The sequence below is a fragment of the Halomonas hibernica genome (assembly GCF_013183775.1).
Classification (GTDB): domain Bacteria; phylum Pseudomonadota; class Gammaproteobacteria; order Pseudomonadales; family Halomonadaceae; genus Vreelandella; species Vreelandella citrativorans.
Map to the genome: position 1 here is coordinate 674,289 of NZ_VIFN01000001.1, position 18,703 is coordinate 692,991.

General features: G+C 54.2%; 18 protein-coding genes. 5 read left to right on the forward strand and 13 right to left on the reverse strand.

Annotated elements, in window-relative coordinates; all coding sequences use genetic code 11:
- Positions 1–30: 30 nt before the first annotated feature.
- The gene (locus FKN99_RS03145) at positions 31–396 is read left to right on the forward strand and encodes an HlyU family transcriptional regulator (protein ID WP_172116524.1); all 366 of its coding nucleotides are present in this window, start codon (positions 31–33) and stop codon (positions 394–396) included.
- Here FKN99_RS03145 and FKN99_RS03150 read toward each other — a convergent pair.
- Genes FKN99_RS03150 through FKN99_RS03165 form a run of 4 tightly spaced genes read right to left on the reverse strand, consistent with a single transcriptional unit; the run spans position 371 to position 5,749 of the window.
- Entirely contained in the window at positions 371–3,118 is a 2,748-nt protein-coding gene (locus FKN99_RS03150; RefSeq protein WP_172116525.1) for a sensor histidine kinase, read from the reverse strand. The two genes, FKN99_RS03145 and FKN99_RS03150, sit on opposite strands and share 26 nt — an antisense overlap.
- 2 nt (positions 3,119–3,120) lie before the next feature.
- Positions 3,121–3,324, reverse strand: coding sequence for a hypothetical protein (locus FKN99_RS03155; protein WP_172116526.1), 204 nt, complete (start codon positions 3,322–3,324; stop codon positions 3,121–3,123).
- Positions 3,321–5,378 carry a 3'-5' exonuclease gene (locus tag FKN99_RS03160; protein WP_172116527.1) on the reverse strand — a complete coding sequence of 686 codons (2,058 nt, stop codon included), beginning with the start codon at positions 5,376–5,378 and terminating at the stop codon, positions 3,321–3,323. The genes FKN99_RS03155 and FKN99_RS03160 overlap by 4 nt, the downstream gene beginning before the upstream one ends.
- On the reverse strand, positions 5,375–5,749 hold the full coding sequence (locus FKN99_RS03165; RefSeq protein ID WP_172116528.1) for a response regulator transcription factor: 375 nt from the start codon (positions 5,747–5,749) through the stop codon (positions 5,375–5,377). Before FKN99_RS03165 ends, FKN99_RS03160 begins: the two co-directional genes overlap by 4 nt.
- Positions 5,750–6,016: 267 nt before the next feature.
- On the opposite strand from FKN99_RS03165, the gene FKN99_RS03170 reads away from it, so the two are divergent.
- Genes FKN99_RS03170 through FKN99_RS03185 form a run of 4 tightly spaced genes read left to right on the forward strand, consistent with a single transcriptional unit; the run spans position 6,017 to position 10,130 of the window.
- Complete coding sequence (locus FKN99_RS03170) at positions 6,017–7,693, forward strand: carbon starvation CstA family protein (protein WP_172116529.1); 1,677 nt, start codon at positions 6,017–6,019, stop codon at positions 7,691–7,693.
- A gap of 17 nt (positions 7,694–7,710) precedes the next feature.
- Positions 7,711–7,989: a cory-CC-star protein gene (locus FKN99_RS03175; protein ID WP_172116530.1), complete on the forward strand. Its 279-nt coding sequence runs from the start codon at positions 7,711–7,713 to the stop codon at positions 7,987–7,989.
- Between the two features lie 31 nt (positions 7,990–8,020).
- A complete protein-coding gene (locus FKN99_RS03180; protein WP_172116531.1) occupies positions 8,021–9,028 on the forward strand; it encodes an ArsA family ATPase in 1,008 nt (335 codons plus the stop codon).
- A 28-nt stretch (positions 9,029–9,056) separates the two neighbouring features.
- Positions 9,057–10,130, forward strand: coding sequence for a tRNA-queuosine alpha-mannosyltransferase domain-containing protein (locus FKN99_RS03185; RefSeq protein WP_172116532.1), 1,074 nt, complete (start codon positions 9,057–9,059; stop codon positions 10,128–10,130).
- Here the strand turns inward: FKN99_RS03185 and FKN99_RS03190 are convergent.
- The 9 genes from FKN99_RS03190 to FKN99_RS03230 are packed head-to-tail and all read right to left on the reverse strand — an operon-like array spanning position 10,127 to position 18,695.
- A complete protein-coding gene (locus FKN99_RS03190) occupies positions 10,127–11,197 on the reverse strand; it encodes a carboxysome shell carbonic anhydrase domain-containg protein (protein ID WP_172116533.1) in 1,071 nt (356 codons plus the stop codon). The genes FKN99_RS03185 and FKN99_RS03190 overlap by 4 nt on opposite strands.
- A gap of 22 nt (positions 11,198–11,219) precedes the next feature.
- Positions 11,220–11,858, reverse strand: a complete 639-nt coding sequence (gene nth / locus FKN99_RS03195) for an endonuclease III (protein WP_172116534.1) — start codon at positions 11,856–11,858, stop codon at positions 11,220–11,222.
- Between the two features lie 15 nt (positions 11,859–11,873).
- Complete coding sequence (locus FKN99_RS03200; RefSeq protein ID WP_172116535.1) at positions 11,874–12,575, reverse strand: electron transport complex subunit E; 702 nt, start codon at positions 12,573–12,575, stop codon at positions 11,874–11,876.
- Positions 12,572–13,207, reverse strand: coding sequence for an electron transport complex subunit RsxG (rsxG, locus tag FKN99_RS03205; protein WP_172116536.1), 636 nt, complete (start codon positions 13,205–13,207; stop codon positions 12,572–12,574). The genes FKN99_RS03200 and rsxG overlap by 4 nt, the downstream gene beginning before the upstream one ends.
- Positions 13,204–14,244, reverse strand: coding sequence for an RnfABCDGE type electron transport complex subunit D (locus tag FKN99_RS03210; protein ID WP_172116537.1), 1,041 nt, complete (start codon positions 14,242–14,244; stop codon positions 13,204–13,206). Before FKN99_RS03210 ends, rsxG begins: the two co-directional genes overlap by 4 nt.
- Positions 14,241–15,914 carry an electron transport complex subunit RsxC gene (gene rsxC, locus FKN99_RS03215; protein WP_172116538.1) on the reverse strand — a complete coding sequence of 558 codons (1,674 nt, stop codon included), beginning with the start codon at positions 15,912–15,914 and terminating at the stop codon, positions 14,241–14,243. Before rsxC ends, FKN99_RS03210 begins: the two co-directional genes overlap by 4 nt.
- Complete coding sequence (gene rsxB / locus FKN99_RS03220; protein WP_172116539.1) at positions 15,898–16,506, reverse strand: electron transport complex subunit RsxB; 609 nt, start codon at positions 16,504–16,506, stop codon at positions 15,898–15,900. Before rsxB ends, rsxC begins: the two co-directional genes overlap by 17 nt.
- Before the next feature lie 9 nt (positions 16,507–16,515).
- On the reverse strand, positions 16,516–17,097 hold the full coding sequence (rsxA, locus tag FKN99_RS03225) for an electron transport complex subunit RsxA (RefSeq protein ID WP_172116540.1): 582 nt from the start codon (positions 17,095–17,097) through the stop codon (positions 16,516–16,518).
- Positions 17,094–18,695, reverse strand: a complete 1,602-nt coding sequence (locus FKN99_RS03230; protein ID WP_172116541.1) for a sensor domain-containing diguanylate cyclase — start codon at positions 18,693–18,695, stop codon at positions 17,094–17,096. The genes rsxA and FKN99_RS03230 overlap by 4 nt, the downstream gene beginning before the upstream one ends.
- Positions 18,696–18,703 lie beyond the last annotated feature (8 nt).

An 18,703-nucleotide genomic window follows, 5' to 3' on the forward strand; every position in this document is an offset into this window, starting at 1 on the left:
TGCCGCTTTTTTCTAACGCGAGGAGCCCGTATGTTTAAAAAGCTCTTTTCAGGACTGTTGGGTGGCGACAGTAAGTCGGCCACCAATGCCGCGGAACCGGTGGAATACAAAGGCTATTCGATCGTTTCTCAGCCCGATCAACAAAGCGGTCAATATCGCGTCAGTGGTTGGATTAGTAAGGCTGATAGCAATGGTGAGCCGCGTGAACTTCGCTTTGAGCGTTCCGATATGCTGCCTAGTCGCGATGCTTGCGACGCCATGATGGTGACCAAGGCACAACGTTTTATTGATGAAGTGGGCGATGAAATGTTTAAGCCTGACCCTCGTCATGCGGGCAGTGAGCCAACAATGGCGGATAACCAGCAAACGCCTAAGGCGCAGGCGTGCCTTTGTTAGGCTCTGCTTCTGGTAGTGTCAACACAAAGCAGGCGCCCTTGAGTACTTGGGCATCCTCTACCCAAAGCCTGCCACCCATGTGAACAGCAATTGCCCGGCTGATAGGTAAGCCTAAACCACTGCCTTTAGGGCGACCACCGGTGGACGTATCGCCCGGCTGTAGCTGGTGGAATTTCTCGAATACATGTTCACGTGCGCTTGGCTCAATGCCTGCGCCATTATCTTCGACGCATAAATAAACGTGTTGATTCTGTTTATACAAGCGCAGCAAGACGTGTGGGTCTGCCGGGTCGGCAAATTTGCTCGCGTTATCCAGCAGATTGATAATAATTTGCTCCAGCCGGTCCGGGTCGCCAATAACGTTGGCGGGTCGTTCTAAAATAATGATTTCAAGGTGGACATTACGTTGCTCTTGTAGTCGCGCAATCGCTTCAAGGCTATGGTCGGTAAGCGCTGCTAGATCCAGCGTTTTTGCATCAAACGTCATACGGCCACTCTCCAAGCGGGCAAGATCCAGAATTTCATCAATCAGCCGTGAAAGGCGTTGGCTCTCAAGTACCATGACGTGCAAAAAGTGCTGTCGCTTTTCCTCGGGAACGGCCTGAGAACCTGACAGGATTTCTGCAAATGCGCGAATGGAGGTGAGCGGGGTGCGCAGCTCATGACTCACCATCGCTACAAACTCATCCTTTAAACGGTCCAGTTCACGGAGTCGATCATTGGCGCTTTGTAAGTCCTTGCCGATTCGCGTCAGCTCATCCGATTTCTGTTTTAAACGACGGTTGTACTCCAGCGTTTGCGTGGTGATGTCCAGCATGCTGAGCAATGACTCAATATCGAGTGCTTCACCGCGAACCACCGAGTTGATCAATACGCGCGCTGACGCATTACCCAGTGAGCCTGCCAAGGCCTGTTCTGCGCGCATGATAAGTTCATCAGCGGCAGGCTGGTCTTTTTGCAATGTGCTAAGAGTTTGGGTGTGCGTTGAAAAAACCTGCTGCGCCGCTTTAAGCCCTAAGTAGCGCACCAATAGCTCATGCAGAGCACCTTGCGTTGTTTGGCCACGTTGAAGCGAAGTGGTGGGCAGGTTGGGGTGCAGCGCCTCGGTAAACAGGGCGGCCTGGGTTTGTTCAAGCGGGGTGGAGCGCGTAAACAGTGAAATACTCACTAACAGACCTGCGTTGACAAACATGCTCCAGAGAAGGGAGTGCGTATAAATGTCCCATTCTTCCAACCCAAAAAGCGCATAGGGCGTCAGCCAGCTAATACCCCAAGGGCCTTCGGTGAGTAGTGCGCTATCCAGCCATCCGGACTGAGCAAACCCAGGCAGGAGCAGGGTGTAGCTCCACATGAAGAATCCACCGATTAGGCCATACACTGCCCCAAGCCGGGTGGCGCCACGCCAATAAAGGCCAATTAGCAGGGCCGGTGCGAACTGTGCCGCGCCGACGAAAGATACCAGGCCGATGGTGACTAAACTGTAGGAGTCGCCGATGAGCGCGTGGTAGAGATAGCCGAGTAGCAAGATAAGTACGATGGCGACCCGGCGTATTCTTAAAAGCCACCGGGCAAGCCCGCCTTTACTGTCTGTATGCAGCGCCTTAAAACGTAGCAAGAGCGGCATGATCAGTTGGTTGCTGACCATAGTGGAGAGCGCAATGGTTTCAACAATAACCATGCCCGTTGCCGCAGAAAGCCCGCCAATAAAGACCAGAAGGGGAAGCCCTTCAAGCCCCGCGGAAAGCGGCAGGGTCAGCACAAAGCTGTCTGGGTCTCCCGCATCGAGTAGTAAACCGGCCAGTGCAATAGGGATCACAAATAGGTTGATCAGGAGTAAGTACAGGGGGAATAGCCAACTGGCCCTGGCAAGATGGCGCTCATCGATATTTTCAACCACCAGCACCTGGAACTGACGTGGCAGGGTTAGGAACGCCAGAAAGGCAAGGACCAACATGCCTACCCAGCCGGTTGCTCCACCTGGAACGCTTTCCAGGTGCATTAATTGGCTTAAAGCAGGCGTTTGGGCGACCTGAGTAAACAGCGAACCTGCCCCCTCAAACAGGATAAAGACAACAAAAATCCCCACCGCTAGAAAAGCCACCAGTTTGACAATAGACTCCAGCGCAATAGCCGCTACCATGCCTTCATGACGCTCGCTGGCATCCAGATGGCGTGTGCCGAATAAAATAATAAAAACGGCCAGTACCAAAGCAACCCACAAGGAGCGGTCCATCCAGAAACGCTCATTATAGAGAATCGACTCAGCGCTTTGTGGGTAGCTAATGAGTACCGCATGGCTCACCGTAATGGCCTTTAGCTGTAGGGCTATATACGGCGTAATGGTAATTAGCGATATGAGCGCCACTAGCGCGCCAAGACTGGCACTTTTGCCATAGCGGGCACTAATAAAGTCAGCAATGGAGGTGAGCCGTTGGCGTGCGGCAATGCGCACCATTTTGCGGATGATAAAAGGCGATAGCATCATCGCAAGCGTTGGCCCTAAATAGATAAGTAAAAAACTTGGGCCAAACTGCGCCGCGCGCCCGACACTGCCGTAGAACGTCCATGCCGTACAGTAAACGGCAATGGAAAGCGCATACACCGTTGGTGAGTTAATAATCGAACGGCCTTGCACCGCCCGGCGGTCGCCCCAGGCCGCTACTAGAAAAAGCAGGCCTAAATAGCCGAACACCGCACTTAGTATCAGCGCATCCGTTCGCATGATTATCGCCTTTTAGTAGGTTCCATCAGCCATGCGCTTAGGCCAATGATGAACGCCCAACTGCAGAAAAGATAAAGGGGGAGCCAACCGATACCTACCGAGGGCAGGCGATCAATCACTAGAAGCAGTGGCGGACAGAAAAGCATCAGTGCCAGAGTGACTAGCCCAAGTAAGCGTTCTCGGTAGCGTGAATTTGAAGGCATCATGAGGCGCTGGCATCCTCTTTATCAAACGCACTGGCTTGTAAGGCGAGTAGCTGCTCAAGAGTGGTAATTCCGCGTGCTTCCAAACGCGGCAGTAATGCAAGCCAGAGCTCGCCGGTTACGCGAGCATCGCCCAGCGCCGTATGGCGAAGGCCAGGTGGCAGTGTCAAACCATACCGCTGCACCAGGCTGTCCAGGTCATGGCCATCGAGCCCTTCATCAAGCGCACGGGAGATTAATAATGTATCCAGTACGGGCATGTCGAACAGCACACCTTTTTGGCTGATCGCGAGCATATCAAACGAAGCGTTATGGGCGAGCAGGACAGCCTCTCCAATATAATCACGAAAGTGTGGTAGCACCTGTTCCAGGCGCGGGGCTTCGTTAACGTCGCTATCTGTGATGCCATGAATCGCGGTACTGGCGGCAGGAATCGGCTTGTGTGGGTTAACGTAGTGATCGAACACATCGCTGGCTAATAAGCGCCCATTCACAATACGACAGGCACCGAGGCTGATCACCGTATCGCCTCTGCGCAGCTCAAGCCCGGTTGTTTCGGTATCAAAAATCACCAGTTCCAGGCTACGCAGAGCGCAATTAGCGAGCGTGGTATCGGGAGAGGGCAAGTCTGCGATACCAAAATCATGAAATTCTGGCCGAGGTGGTGCAGAGCGCGGAGCCGCATTTTGCGCCACGCCAAGAAGTGGTAGTCGCAAGCGTGCGTGCTGGCCGTCGGTGTCTTGCGTGCTCCAGGCATCGCTTGCGTGCTGGCGTAATACATCCGCCGCACTTGGGCTCAAGGGGAGCGTGTTCAAGGGGTGCATTAGCCACTTGGTAAGCTCGCTCTCGGGTATTGGTTTGCCCTTCCATACAAGGTCGAGGTAGGTGTGTTTCGGGCTAAGCGACACTTCGCCTTCAAACACACTACCTGTGATGTAATCACTCAGGTGTTTAACCAGCGATCCAAAAAGAGCCATCAACGCAGGGGCATCGCCTTTAAACCAGACTGGCATCCCAATGGGGGTGATCAGGCGGTGGGCAGGGTCCAGATAATCATCCAGCATCTGCCAAAAGTCATTGGACCATATTGAGGTAAGCCGCTCACCCTGTTGCTGCATGGCTTCAACAAGTTCACTGACGTTAGCGACTGTTTCACCAAGGGCGCTACTCTCTTCACGCACTACTTGCTCTAGCCGCTGAGCAAGCGAGCCACTTTCATACGTCGATTGACGCAGTTGGCTGAGTGCATCCGTCGCCGTTACCAGGCTTGCCGTATGTTGGCGAAGAGGTGTGAGCATGCGTGCAAGATCGGCCCGCTCACCCCGTTCACTGGCCCAGGCCGCCGTGGCATCGCTGCAGGTTATTAGTGTTTCACCTTGGCTTTCAGGCACCCGACGGATAATGACTTTTAACCAGCGCTGATCACACGGCACCAAAAGCTCACGCGGAGTGCCATTAGCGGGCAGTTGCTCAAGGAGTTGTTGCAAGCTTGCAAGCGGCAATAGGGCTTCCAGACGCTTACCCAAGCCCAAGCCTTGCGTATTCACAAAAAAGCGCTCAGCCGCTTGGTTGAACAGCATTAAACGGCGGTGCTTATCGTAAAGTAGAAGCGGTGTTTCCAGCACCTGCAGCAGCGCCTCAAGCGCTTTACGGATACGGGTTGCGCTTTGGGCGCCCTCGGCTCGGGCCTTATGCAATGAATGACGGTCCGAGTGCCAGCTCTCTTGCACACGGCGTAGATCAGGTGCCAGTCCCTTCAGCCAGCCTTGCGGGGGCCAGGTGTCTTCGGTATCAGGGTTGGCGGCCAGTCGGGCAAGCTGTGCTTGCAGACTGCGTAGCGGCGTAAAAAGTAGACGTTCAAGCAGCAAGCCCACTAAGAAAAGTGTGATGCCGCCTGAAAAGCAACCTGCCCAGAGGATAAGCCGATAGCCACCACGCACGTTCAACTGGCTTTCCAGCCAAGCAGCAAATAAAGCCCCGCCCAAGAGGCTCAAGCCGCTAAGCAGTAGCCAGGCACCCACCAAACGCTGCCGTTTAGGCAGTGCCTTTGGTGTCATGAGGTTTCCTCACCCAGCAGGGTTTGCACTTTCTCAACCAGCGCCTGTGTTGAAAATGGCTTGGTAATATAGGCGTTAGCGCCCAGCGCAAAGCCCTTTTCACGCTCCGCTTCACGGCCATGGGCGGTGAGCATAATCACCGGCAGCTGTGCCGTAGCGGTATGGCTGCGTAGTGCTTCCAATACATCAAACCCGCTAATCCCGGGAAGGCTAATATCCAGTAACACTACATCTGGTTCGTTGGCCGCCACACACTCAAGGGCTTGTTCGCCATCCAGCGCGCTGATGACATCAAACCCTGCCTGCTCCATTAAAAATTCAATCGACAGGACGATGTTCGGTTCATCATCGACCACTAGCACTTTTGTCATGGAGCCCACCGACTGGTTGTTATTTAAAAACGTTTATCTCACTCACTACGAGTGTAGGTAGCGATGCAAGGCAGGCCAAGACGACCTTGGCCGAATAGAAAGCGAGTGCGGGTACCAGTTTACAACTTTAGGGTGAATAATCGGTGTTAAAGAGATTTAGACATAGACGTAATCAAGAAGCCGTACCAACATATAAACAGAAACACCTAATCTATACGTGCCTTGGTTTTAATAATAAAGAACAATCTTGCCAAAGGAGCCGCGCATATGAGTGCTGTTATCTTGCTGTTAATCGGACTTGGGGCAATGGCGTTAGGATACGTGTTGTACTCTAAATTTATTGCTCAAAAGATCTATCAGTTAGACCCTGATTTCAAAACCCCTGCCCATGAATTTGAGGATGGCATCGACTATGTGCCGACCAACCGTTTTGTGCTCTGGGGGCATCACTTTACCTCAGTAGCGGGAGCGGCACCCATAGTAGGCCCTGCCATTGCGGTGATATGGGGCTGGGCACCTGCTTTTTTATGGGTGGTGTTCGGCACCATCTTTTTTGCAGGTGTACACGATTTTGGCGCTATATGGGCCAGCGTACGCAATAAGGCCAAATCGGTAGGCGCCTTAACGGGCGATGTAGTCGGCAAACGGGCACGCAGCATTTTTATGATCGTTATTTTCCTTGTGCTGCTCATGGTTAATGCCGTGTTTGCCGTGGTGATTGCCGGATTAATGATGAACTTTCCTAGTGCAGTGGTACCGGTTTGGGGGGCGATTTTTGTGGCACTGATCATTGGCCAACTGATCTACCGGCGGATACTGAGCCTAGCTGTGGTATCGGTATTAGGCGTCATCGCGCTTTATGCGCTTATTGGTATTGGCCCGATGGTGCCTGTTCAAATGCCTGCTGAAGTCGCTGGGCTGTCGGGTAACGCTATCTGGATTGTGATTTTGTTTGGCTATGCAGCCATTGCTTCGCTATTGCCCGTATGGATGCTGCTGCAGCCACGAGACTATATCAATGGTTTGCAGCTATTTATCGGCCTGCTGATTCTTTATGGAGCGCTGGTGCTGCTTAACCCAACGCTGGTTGCGCCTGCCTTTAACAGCAATGTGCCTGCCGGCACGCCTTCGATGATTCCGCTGCTTTTTGTAACGATTGCCTGCGGGGCAATATCGGGTTTCCACGGGCTGGTATCTTCAGGTACAACGTCCAAACAGCTTAATAAAGAAACCGATGCGCGGTTCGTGGGCTACTTTGGGGCGGTAGGCGAGGGGATGCTAGCACTAGCGGCTATTTTGGCCGCGACGGCAGGGTTTGCGACATTTGGCGATTGGCAGGCCATGTACAGCGCCTTTGGCCAGGGCGGCGTTAACGCCTTTGTGGAAGGGGGCGCATTTATTATTCATAACGGTATTGGGCTGCCTGAGGCTACTGCCGCGACTCTGTTAACGGTAATGGCCGCGCTTTTTGCAGGTACCACCATGGATACTGGCTTACGCTTGCAGCGTTATATTTTCCAGGAGTGGGGTGATATTTATAACCAGCCGTGGATGAAAAAACCGGCACTTGCGACAGGTCTGGCGGTGGGAACCTGCCTGTTGTTGGCATTCGGGGCGGGTGGTGCGGATGGTTCTGGCGGTTTGATTATCTGGCCGCTTTTTGGCACCACCAACCAGTTGCTTGCCGGGTTAACGCTGCTGATTATTACCGTCATGCTGGTACGTCTGCGGCGGCCCATGTGGTACACCTTGGCGCCTCTGTGCTTTTTGCTGGTAATGACCATATTGGCATTACTCATTCAGCTTCGCACTTTCTGGGACCAAGGCAACATGTTCCTGCTGGTGATGGATGTTGTGGTGCTGATGGCGGCCATTCTCGTCGCGATGGAGTGTGCCGCGGCGCTTAAACGCTCGCGTGCCGAAATGGCAGCCCAAGGTGACTAAATAAAGAGGGCATCATAATGTTATCCAAGCGTGATACGTTGCGGGCCTGGCTAGGCCAGGCCCGCTTTTTTACCGAAGAGGTCTATAGCGCGCGCTACCGAGGGGCGATTGCGCGGGCGCGCCGTGATGAAGATGACCTGTTCATGCTGCTGGTTTTTTCAGAAATGATGGGGGTACCCAACCCCGCCGCCTATTACACACTGGAATTGCAGCCGCTGCTGCTTGAACGTTTTCATGACTGGCATACGCGAATGGGCATGGAGCATTCGCCGCTGGACCATTTTCGCTGTTGCTAGCCCCCTAAATAAGCCCATGGACAGGTAACCTATGCAATCAGTTCTCAACCGCCGCCTGCTGTGGGTAGGCGGTAAAGGCGGCGTGGGTAAAACAACCGTCGCGGCCTCTTTGGCAATTCTTGCGGCCAGACGCAACAAGCGCGTGCTGGTGGTTTCAACTGACCCCGCCCATAGCCTGGGCGATGTGTTTGATCAAACGTTAGGCGATACGCCGCGTCGCTTGCTGCCTAATCTGGATGCCATGGAGATTGATCCTGATAGTGAAGTTGAAGCGCATTTAAATAGAGTTACCCAGCAAATGCGCCGCTTCGCCGCGCCTGAAATGATGCAGGAGCTAGAGCGGCAAATGCGCCTGACACGTCAATCCCCTGGCACTCAGGAAGCGGCCCTGCTTGAACGGCTGGCGCGGCTGATTCTGGATGACGATGCGCCTTATGACTTAGTGATTATCGATACGGCGCCCACTGGACATACGCTGCGCCTTTTAACCCTGCCCGAAGCCATGGCGGCCTGGACGGATGGGCTGCTGGCACATAATCGCAAATCGTCTGAATTGAGCGGTGTGCTTAAGCATCTCACTCCATCACGTGGGCAGGATGTGGCTACTCCCTTTGATAACCCCACAGAAGATGCGCTTTCCGGTCTGGATGAGCGTACCCGCGAGGTAGCGGAAACGCTGATCAACCGTCGGCGGCTGTTTCACCAGGCACGGCGTCGTATAGAGGATGCCAAGGCGTGCAGCTTTTTATTCGTCATGACGCCGGAGCGACTGCCTATCCTTGAGACGCAGCGAGCCGTCAGCGCCTTGGAAGAGGTTAATATCAACGTGGCGGGCGTACTGGTTAACCGGGTGATACCTAAAGAAGCGGACGGTGCCTTTTTGCAGGCACGACGTGTGCAGGAGGCCACTTATCTTGAACGCATTGATACGTTATTTAAGCAATTTCCCCGACCCACGCTGCCGTGGTTAGCGACCGATGTACAAGGGATCGACGTGTTAGAATCGCTGGCTGATAAGCTGGAGCACCAGGGTTTTTAATGTCAGAGCTTTTAAAACAAGGGTTTTAATGCGCGTTCTACTACTTTCAGCGTACGAAGCGGTGAGCCACCGTTACTGGGCAGACAGTTTAATGGCCCATCTCCCTGAGATAACGTGGCAAACGCTAAGCTTGCCGCCGCGTCACTTTGCCTGGCGAATTCGCGGAAACCCGCTTAGCTGGTGGCTAAAAGAGCATGACACACTTAGCCAAGCCTATGACGTTGTATTGGCAACGTCGATGGTGGATTTGGCGACGCTTCTGGGGCTTTTCCCTCATTTGGGCCAAGCCAGAAAAATTGTTTATTTTCACGAAAACCAGTTCGCCTATCCGGAATCGAGTGACCAGATGTCTCAGGTAGAGGCAAAAATGGTCAATCTCTATGCAGCGCTTGCCGCCGATAGCGTTGTTTTTAACACCGCCTATAACCGCGACTCGTTTTTTACCGGCGTGCGGGAATTCTTAAAGAAAATGCCCGAAAACCTGCCCGCCGCCAAGCCGCTTGAGGCATTACGCTCACGTGCTCGCGTACTGCCCGTACCGATTTCACCGCTAGCCGAAACGCATGCTGATGGCCGGGTTTCACGGCGTATTGTGTGGAACCATCGCTGGGAGTATGACAAAAACCCGGATGACTTTTTCAATACGTTAATAGCGCTAAGCGAGCAGGGCATTGATTTTGAGTTAGCCGTATTGGGTCAGCGTTTTCGGCAAACACCGCCTATTTTTGATATCGCCCAGGAGAAACTAGCAGCGCATAGTGTGGCCTGGGGCCCGCAGCCGGAACCGCAATACCGCGAGCTGTTGGCGACCGCCGGGATTGTAGTCTCGACGACTTGGCATGAGTTTCAGGGCTTGGCCATTATGGAAGCTGCCCAGCGTGGAGCATTACCGCTAGTGCCCGATAGGCTGTGTTTTCCTGAGCTATATCCGGATGCTTACCGTTATGATGGTACGCCAGACGGCCTTTATAAGCGTTTGCATGCGTGGCTTAGCACACCTGATTCGCGGCCAAAGAAGATAAACACGCAGGCCTGGGAGTGGCCCGCCTGGCGGGATGCGTACCGCGCACTATTACAGCCAGGCTTATCGCTACCGCGCTAGTCCAGTGAATCCAGCCGTCGGGTTGGCCAGTGAACGACAGCCGTATGGCGGCGCATTTTTTGGGCAAGGTGCGGATGCTCCCGCCGAATGACGTGCTCGGCGAACTCGGATAAAAAACGCGACTTCAGCATCGCCCGGGCACGATCCACACCGCTATGCTGATACGGTGTTGAGGCAAGCAGCATAAAACCATCATCGGGGATCTTGCCAGCCTGCATATTGGCTTCAATAATCGTGGCGGCCGTACCAATCGGTTCAGCCAGGTCAGGCCCGTAAGGCCCAATAATCAGTGCTGTATTAGGCAAGTGCAAAAAGTCGAACCCACGCCCAATACAGATTGCCCACTCACGATGCTCAATATCCAGTTCGCGTTCAACGCCCTGAAGATCATTGACATGCGCCAGGTTACCTTTCAATAAAGGCAGTAAATCCCGGCGTATGTCCGCAGGCATATCAGGGAAAATAGCCTGTAGATGCGCGGTGAGCGCTTCTATGGGCTGCCCAACCCATTCGCGCACATCCAATACTGCGTCGTCCTGACCGTGAAGGATGAGAGCGTCGCTATCCGTTTCAAAGCCGCACACCAGCGGGTACACCTGCTGATGATCTTCACCAAATAGCTGATCGGCCTGGTAGGCAATCGTATGCGCGTGTGCTTTGGCGGCTTGGGTGTCGCAAGCGAATCCGGCGCATCCTCGTGCCGGATTACCATCGGAAAAGTGGTAAGTAATCAATAAAAGCGTGGCTCGCCCCGCGTTGGCGGCTTCAATAACGGTGTCGGTAAGTAGCTCACCCAAATACGGCCAACCCAAATCGAAAATCCCGCCAAGGTTACGAAACGGGGTAATAATGCCGAGCGGTGTGCGGGTGGCGTGTGGGATATGAATACGTCCATCCATACATTTCATAACCACAATCGACGTAGGATGTTGCGCCAGGTAGCGTTGGCGTGAAAGCCAAGCGTCTGCACTGCCAAAGTGGTCAGCGTGCTGGCGGGAGAGCGCAAATAGCGCGTCAATACGCTGCTCAATGGGTTGGTCATGTGGCAAAGTGGCAGGCATCGGCATAGGAGTCTCCTGTTAACGTAAGCTAGGCGAGTTCGATTTTGTCGGGGTACTCGCACAGGTCTTCTATAATACAGCTTCCGCAACGAGGTTTGCGCGCAATGCAGGTATATCGACCGTGGAGAATCAACCAGTGGTGAGCATCCCGTTTAAACTCCTTGGGCACATGGCGTATTAACTTCTGTTCGACTTCAACGACATTTTTGCCTTTGGCGATGCCGGTACGGTTCGATACACGAAAGATATGTGTATCTACGGCAATGGTTGGCTGCCCGAACGCCGTATTCAGAATCACATTGGCGGTTTTACGCCCAACCCCTGGCAGTGCTTCTAACGCACTGCGCGTGTCGGGCACGACGCCGCCGTGCTGGTTGACCAGAATATGGCAGGTCTTCATCAAGTTCTCTGCTTTGGTGTTATACAGGCCGATGGTCTTGATATGCGCTTTAAGCTGATCAATCCCCAAGTCAATAATAGCCTGGGGCGTATTGGCAACGGGGTAGAGCCGTGCGGTGGCTTTATTGACACCGACATCGGTGGCTTGTGCGGAAAGTAAAACCGCCGCAAGCAGCTCAAAAGGTGTCGTCCAGTTGAGCTCTGTTGTCGGGTGCGGGTCTGCTGCCTGAAGGCGAGCAAAAATTTCATGACGCTTTTGGGCATTCATAGCGTGTCTCTACGGTTACTTGATGATGCCGGTGACCCGGACGCGGCGCTCTGTTCGTGGGGTGGCCGCTGAAGGCAAGGCGCGTGCGGCGCGTCGCTGGTCTATCACGTTTTTTAGCGCGATCAGCATCCCGGCCACAAAAAATGCGCCAGGTGGCAGCACAAAAAACAGAAATTGATAGTCGTCTACCAGGGTGAGTTGCCAATTGGCCGCGATAGGACCAAGCAGCAGCGCCATATCACTAAATAGCGTGCCTTGGCCCAATAGCTCACGCAGCCCGCCAAGCAGCACTAAAACGCTACCGAAACCAACGCCCATCATCAGGCCATCAAGCGCTGCAAGTCCTACCGGTTGGCGGGAGGCAAACGCATCGGCACGTCCTAAAATGGCGCAGTTGGTGACGATTAGCGGAATAAAAATACCCAGCAGTTGATAGAGCGGGTAGGCATAGGCGGCCATCAATAGTTCAGCACAGGTAACAAACGCCGCGATGATCATGACAAAGGCTGGGAGCCGAACAGCATTCGGCACCTGGTGACGCACAAGCGATACGGCGGTGCTGGCGCCTACCATGACAAACAGCGTGGCGATGGCTAACCCTAGCGAGTTAACCACGGTTGTGCTGACGGCCAGCAGTGGACATAACCCCAGCAATTGTACTAATGCCGGATTATTGCTCCAAAGCCCGTCACGGGTCAGCGCTTGCCATTGGCTCATCGAATCGGCTCCTCAATGTTACCTGGTAGCGGCGTATTTGCGGCGTACTCTAAAGCGTTATGAACGGCCTCAATAACGGCGCGAGGTGTAATGGTTGCGCCGGTAAAACCATCAAACTGGCCGCCCTCTTTTTTAACGGCCCAGGCATTTGGTGGCAGTTCATCAAGGCTTAATCCGTTAAAGCGGGTAATCCAGTCGCTGCGCTGGCGCTCAATCTTATCACCGAGGCCTGGGGTCTCCTGATGGTAGGTCACGCGCACACCGCTAATACGCTGCTGCTCATCTATCCCTACCAGTAAATCAATTTCTCCACTGTAACCCTGGCGGGTGATCACTGGCAGAACAGTAACGCGGTGATCCCCACGGCTGATTTGCCAGCCTGTCACTGGCGTTCGGTGGCCCAGGGCGGCGGCATTGGGTAAGTTGAAGGCACTGTTTAGCACTTGATCCGTCGGTGTATCAGCTAATGCTTGAGGCAGTACCGCTTGCAACTGGCGGAGCTTGTAGGTTTGCTGATGCTGGGTAATACGTTCAGAGGTCAAGGCCCGGGTAACCGCGACGCTGCCTGCCGTAACGAGCGCGAAGATACCCAGCGTTAAAGCGCCACGCCGCATGGCGATAATAGGCGTCATCGCAATGCTCCTGGCGCGCCTTTTGCGTGGCCTTGAGGGCGTGGCACGGTGTACAGGTCAATCAATGGGACGCACAGGTTCATCAACAAAACGGCAAAAGCCACCGCATCCGGATAGCCCCCCAGGTTGCGAATCACCATGATCAGCACCCCCATGCCTATGCCGTACAGCAATTTTCCGCGCTGGCTGGTCGCCGCGGATACCGGGTCGGTGGCAATAAAGAAAGCCCCAAACAGCGCCGCACCGGTTAGCAGGTGAAAAAGAGGCGATGCAAAACGGTTAGGATCAAGTAGATGAAACAGCGTTGCCAGCGCTACCAGGCTACCTAACAGGGCGATGGGGATGTGCCAACTAATAATCCGTTTAAACAGCAGCAGCACCCCGCCCGCAAGCCAAGCCAGGCTGATACTGTACCAGGCAGCAAGCGTTTGTTCGGGTAGCGGTGCGCTTAGCCAGAACTGCTCGGCAGAGAGCCCTTCGGCTTTATGTTTGAACGCATCCAATGGCGTTGCACCGCTAAGCGCATCAAGCTGTGACGTAGGCAGTGTTCCGAGAATTTGTGCCCAGAGCGTCTCGCTAATGAGTGGCTGAGGCGGCGCCCACAGCGTCATGTACGTAGGGAATGAGACCAGCAATAGCGCATAGCCCACCATGGCCGGATTAAACGGATTATGCCCGAGGCCACCATACAGCTGCTTGGCAATTACTACCGCGGCTATCATGCCGACCCCAATTAGCCACCAAGGGCTTGCCGGAGGGAGCGAGGCACCCAGCAGTACGCCAGTAAGTAGGGCGCTGGTATCCGTTAAGGCTGGCGCGATGGGGCGGCTGCGAAGGTGCAGCATGCCCGCCTCTAAAAGGACGCCTATAATGGCCGCCAAGGCAATATTGCTGAGTACGCCCAACCCAAAGTAATACGTCATGGCCAACACGCCAGGGAGTGTGGCGACCACCACCCAGCGCATTAATAACGCCGTTGCTGGTGTTGTTGACTTGGCAGAGGAGGCGCTTACTTGTGATGCGTGAAACATACTCATGGGGTGTCCTCCGCGGTCGGTGCTTTAGCACTTTCACGCGCTTGCGCCAGCTGTAAATCGGCGGCCTTAAGATTTTCCTGGGCAGTCGCCAGCAGCGTTTCCAGGTCTTCATGGGAGTGCTGTGGCTCTTGCTGGGCTGCCCGTGCGAGCACTTTTTCGGCTTTTCTAACCGCTGCCTTGGCCGCTGTTTGGGCAATACGCAGGCTGCGCAAGTCGGCTGGAGGCGCGCTGGTGCTCTCGTTACTGGCGTTGCCGTCGGTGGGCTTGTTGTGCGCTAGCCGGGCCTGGCGGCGCGCCTGTTTTTCTGTCTCTTCTCGGGCCAGGCGTGCCTGGCGAAACTCGAAGCGATGCTTGGCATGTTCGGCCTTGGCTGCTTCAATTTGTTGGTAGCGAAGGCGACGTTTGGCGTCGCGGTAATCATCGACCAGCGAAATATGGCTGGGGCAAACATAGCTACAGGCGCCACATTCGATGCAGTCAAACAGGTGATGGCTCGTTAGCTTGTCGTCGTCCTGGGCGCGGGCGTACCAGTGCAACTGCTGAGGAAGCAGTTGGGCGGGGCATACGCTTTCACACGCTCCGCAGCGGATACAAGGGGATTCCCTCGGCGCAGACGGCAATTCGTCAGGCGTTGCCGCAATCAGGCAGTTCGTCGTTTTGATCACGGGCGCTGTGAGCGACTCAAGCGAGCTGCCCATCATCGGGCCGCCCTGAACAACGCGACCAAGCTTGGCATTATCAAGGCCTGCATGAACCAGCAGGTTCTCAATGGATGTTCCTAAGCGCACCCAGTAGTTGCCCGGTTGGTTAATCGCTTCTCCGGTGAGCGTCACCACGCGCTCAACCAACGGTTGGCCATCACGCACTGCGTGAAGTGCTGCCAGTAGCGTGCCGGGGTTGTGGCAAAGCACCCCAACATCTGCCGGTAGGTCTTGGCTGGGTACGGTTCGGTTCAACAACTTTTTAATTAACTGTCGCTCGCTACCACTTGGGTAGCGAGTAGGGATAACGGCCAGCGTCACGCGGGCTGGCTGGCTGTCTGGAAGGATATGCTCCAAGGCGGCAATGGCCTCGGGCTTATTATCTTCAATGCCGATGATGATCTGTTGGGCACCGCATAAGGCAGCGATGAGCTGTGCGCCTTCCAGCACGTCGCCTGGATAATTCCGTAATGTGAGGTCATCGGCCGTAATGTAAGGCTCGCATTCGGCGGCGTTAATCACCAGCGTGTCGATAGCATGGCGCTCAATCACGCGAGCCTTGATATGGGTCGGGAAACCGGCACCACCTAACCCGACCACACCGCTGTCATCCAGCCGTGTAAGCAGTGTGGGTGCATCTGTTTTTCGCCAATCGAGCGGGGGGAGATATTGCCAGGTATCCTGGCCATCGCTGTCTATGTGAATAGCGTCGCTATCTACTTGGCTAACCGTGCCACTCACTGTCGCGTGGATATCTGCGGATATCAAACCATCGCGCTTGGCGATCAGGCTGCCAACGCGAACATGATCGCCCCGTGCCACACAGGGGGTGGCGGGGCGGCCGCTATGCTGGCACAGTGGAAGGATGACCTGCGACGGTAACGGGGCACGTCGCAACGGTGATTGCGTTGAACGGTCCTTTCGCTCCGGTGGGTAGATGCCGCCTGGGAAATCAAATGGGTGTGCCATCTGGCCCCCTTGTTGCTGGTGTACGGTCGCTTGCAATGACGCCAGTGGGTAAAACAACGGGCTGCCACTGGCCAAGCGGTGTGCTCCGGGGCAGCATGTCGATACAGTCTACCGGGCAAGGGTCAACGCATAAGTCACAGCCTGTGCACTCATCCTCAATCACGGTGTGCATCTGCTTGGCCGCGCCAATAATGGCATCCACTGGGCACGCCTGAATGCACTTGGTGCAGCCAATGCACTCGGCTTCGCGGATATACGCCACGTTGGCTTCGCTGGGCGCCTCGCCATCAAGTGGCTCGGGTTCACGGCCGAGTAGATCTGCCAAGGCGTGAATGGTGGCCTCGCCACCGGGCGGGCACTTGTTGAGTGCATCGCCCTCATTAATCGCTTCGGCGTAAGGGCGGCAGCCTGGGTAACCGCATTGGCCGCACTGAGTTTGGGGCAGCAGCGCATCAATTTGCTCAACAAGAGGGTGCTCGTCCCCCTTAAAACGTTCACTAACCGCCCCCAGCAGGGCGCCAAAACCAATGCCAAGCCCCGTCAAGATTCCAACTGAACTGACAATCCCCCAGAGAGAAAAACCATCACTCATGGTAGAAAATTACCCTTGAGTTAAACCAGAAAAACCAAGAAAGGCGAGCGACATAAGGCTGGCAGTGACCATGGCAATAGCGGCCCCTTTGAAAGGTGTGGGGACATCCGCGCCAGCCAAGCGCTCGCGCATGGCGGCAAACAGGACCAACACCAGCGAGAAGCCGAGCGCTGCCCCCAGCCCATAGAGTGTGGTATGAAAAAAGCCAAGCTCACGGTTGAGCGAGAGCAGAGCAACACCCAGTACGGCACAGTTGGTCGTAATCAGGGGCAGAAAGATGCCCAGTACTTGATGTAGCAACGGGCTTAAATGGCGCACCATGATTTCGGTGAATTGCACGACGGCGGCGATCACCACTATAAAGCTGATAGTGCGCAGGTAAGTAACATCCAAAGGCACCAACAAGCCGTAATAAACGACATAGCTTGCTGCAGAGGCGAGGGTTAATACGAACGTCGTTGCCAGTGACATTCCCATGGCGGACTCCAGTTTGTTGGAAACCCCCATAAACGGACAGAGCCCCAAAAACTGTACCAAGACAAAATTATTGACCAGCGCGGTGCTGACCAAAATGATGAATAACTCACTCATAGTGACGTATCGTGGCTGGCAGCTGAAAAATCAGCGTTAGGCGGTGTGAATATCTGGACCTGATGGCGCCCTGCCGCTTTAGCACTATACAGCGCTTGATCGGCGGTGCTCATCAGCACATTGGGAGAAATATCGGTGCCTTCGTTAAGTGACCCGATTCCCACGCTAATAGTAACATAGGGCGCTACGGGCGAGGCCAAGTGAGGAAATGCTAAAGCATCTATCGTATCATGCAGCAACTGGCCAATATATTCTGCCTGTTGGGCGGAGGTATTGGGCAGTAATGCGCTAAATTCTTCACCCCCAGTTCGGGCGATTAAAAAGTTATGAGCGGTAGCCACTTTTTGTAGCGCTTGGGCTACTTGCTTTAAACACTTATCGCCTTGTTGGTGCCCATAATGATCATTGAACAGTTTGAAATGATCGATATCCAGCATCATTACTGCTAACGGTTGCGATAACGCTTCCATTTCATGAATCGTCGTTTGAAGGCGCTGGTCGAACAGCCGCCGGTTTGGCAGGCCAGTTAAAGCATCATGCGTCGAAAGGTTTAAAAGCTCAGCATTAAGCTTGCGTTGGCGGCCTAGCTGCTGTTCAAAGCTTCGAGCCAACATGCCAATTTCATCATTACGCTGGCAAAGCCGTGCAGAGTTCTGGTTGCTGTCTTCGTTTGAAGTCTGTTTCGCAAAAACGGCCAGTGCTTTCAGCGGCTTTAAAATCATGCGTTCCATAAGCCAGAGCACAAAGCCAATGACAAACAGCATAAGGCAGACTGTCCAGATTAATACATAACGAATGGTGCTAAGGCTTGCTAGATAATGAGTACGGTTAAGCTGAGTGCCTACCAGGATGCTGATAGCGGGCACATTGGTAGGCAATAAGTGTTGGGCGTGAATCGTCTCGCCTTCAATATTGGTTAACGGTATAGCCTTGGAGGTAGGTTGTTGTTGAATAGTGATCGAAAGGCCGGTCACATTTTCCATCTGCTTTACCCATTTCTTATCCATTAAGCGCACTTTTGCTAACCAGCCGGTGCTTGGGCCACTACCATCAGTGCGCAAAATCGGCGTGATGGCTACCATGGCTGGCGAACTGATACCCGGAGAGAAAAAGACTTGCTGGTCAGGGGTGTTGTCTATCGAGCGTTGGATACTGTCAATAAGCAGTGCCATCCAGGCGCAATCGTCAGCAACGCGCGCACAGGTTGTAAAATCGTTAGTGTCAGGCGCTAAGCCTGAAAGGAAGTATATCTCGCCGCCAGCGTCGAAAAACGCTATCAACTGATAGCGCATCTCTTCCATCATTTCAGGGCTGAAATTAACCTCGGCGTAGCGTGGGTTGTTATCCTGAACGAATTGATAAGTGTCGTCCCAGTTTGCCCAGTCACGTGCTTGAGTTAAAAGATCTTGCTGGGCCAAGGCGAGGCTACGCTCAATACGTTTTAGCTCTTGGCTGATCATGCCGCGTTCCTCTTCGTGCAGCGCGGGAACAATAAACCACTTGCTCAACATGACTAACGAGCATAGTGCGAGCAAGAGCACACCACTCAACGCTACTAAAAATTGAAAACGCAGTGATTGAGAGAAGTGCCGACGCATAATCAGGC

Bases quoted from the DNA above. Each gene is read 5' to 3' on its own strand.
- FKN99_RS03230 (WP_172116541.1), bottom strand. From the start codon at position 18,695: ATGCGTCGGCACTTCTCTCAATCACTGCGTTTTCAATTTTTAGTAGCG.
- FKN99_RS03200 (WP_172116535.1), bottom strand. From the start codon at position 12,575: ATGAGCCAATGGCAAGCGCTGACCCGTGACGGGCTTTGGAGCAATAAT.
- FKN99_RS03170 (WP_172116529.1), top strand. From the start codon at position 6,017: ATGAGTGCTGTTATCTTGCTGTTAATCGGACTTGGGGCAATGGCGTTA.
- FKN99_RS03210 (WP_172116537.1), bottom strand. From the start codon at position 14,244: ATGAGTATGTTTCACGCATCACAAGTAAGCGCCTCCTCTGCCAAGTCA.
- FKN99_RS03145 (WP_172116524.1), top strand. From the start codon at position 31: ATGTTTAAAAAGCTCTTTTCAGGACTGTTGGGTGGCGACAGTAAGTCG.
- rsxA (WP_172116540.1), bottom strand. From the start codon at position 17,097: ATGAGTGAGTTATTCATCATTTTGGTCAGCACCGCGCTGGTCAATAAT.
- FKN99_RS03190 (WP_172116533.1), bottom strand. From the start codon at position 11,197: ATGCCGATGCCTGCCACTTTGCCACATGACCAACCCATTGAGCAGCGT.
- FKN99_RS03175 (WP_172116530.1), top strand. From the start codon at position 7,711: ATGTTATCCAAGCGTGATACGTTGCGGGCCTGGCTAGGCCAGGCCCGC.
- FKN99_RS03150 (WP_172116525.1), bottom strand. From the start codon at position 3,118: ATGCGAACGGATGCGCTGATACTAAGTGCGGTGTTCGGCTATTTAGGC.
- FKN99_RS03155 (WP_172116526.1), bottom strand. From the start codon at position 3,324: ATGATGCCTTCAAATTCACGCTACCGAGAACGCTTACTTGGGCTAGTC.
- FKN99_RS03160 (WP_172116527.1), bottom strand. From the start codon at position 5,378: ATGACACCAAAGGCACTGCCTAAACGGCAGCGTTTGGTGGGTGCCTGG.
- nth (WP_172116534.1), bottom strand. From the start codon at position 11,858: ATGAATGCCCAAAAGCGTCATGAAATTTTTGCTCGCCTTCAGGCAGCA.
- FKN99_RS03165 (WP_172116528.1), bottom strand. From the start codon at position 5,749: ATGACAAAAGTGCTAGTGGTCGATGATGAACCGAACATCGTCCTGTCG.
- rsxG (WP_172116536.1), bottom strand. From the start codon at position 13,207: ATGACGCCTATTATCGCCATGCGGCGTGGCGCTTTAACGCTGGGTATC.
- FKN99_RS03185 (WP_172116532.1), top strand. From the start codon at position 9,057: ATGCGCGTTCTACTACTTTCAGCGTACGAAGCGGTGAGCCACCGTTAC.
- rsxC (WP_172116538.1), bottom strand. From the start codon at position 15,914: ATGGCACACCCATTTGATTTCCCAGGCGGCATCTACCCACCGGAGCGA.
- rsxB (WP_172116539.1), bottom strand. From the start codon at position 16,506: ATGAGTGATGGTTTTTCTCTCTGGGGGATTGTCAGTTCAGTTGGAATC.
- FKN99_RS03180 (WP_172116531.1), top strand. From the start codon at position 8,021: ATGCAATCAGTTCTCAACCGCCGCCTGCTGTGGGTAGGCGGTAAAGGC.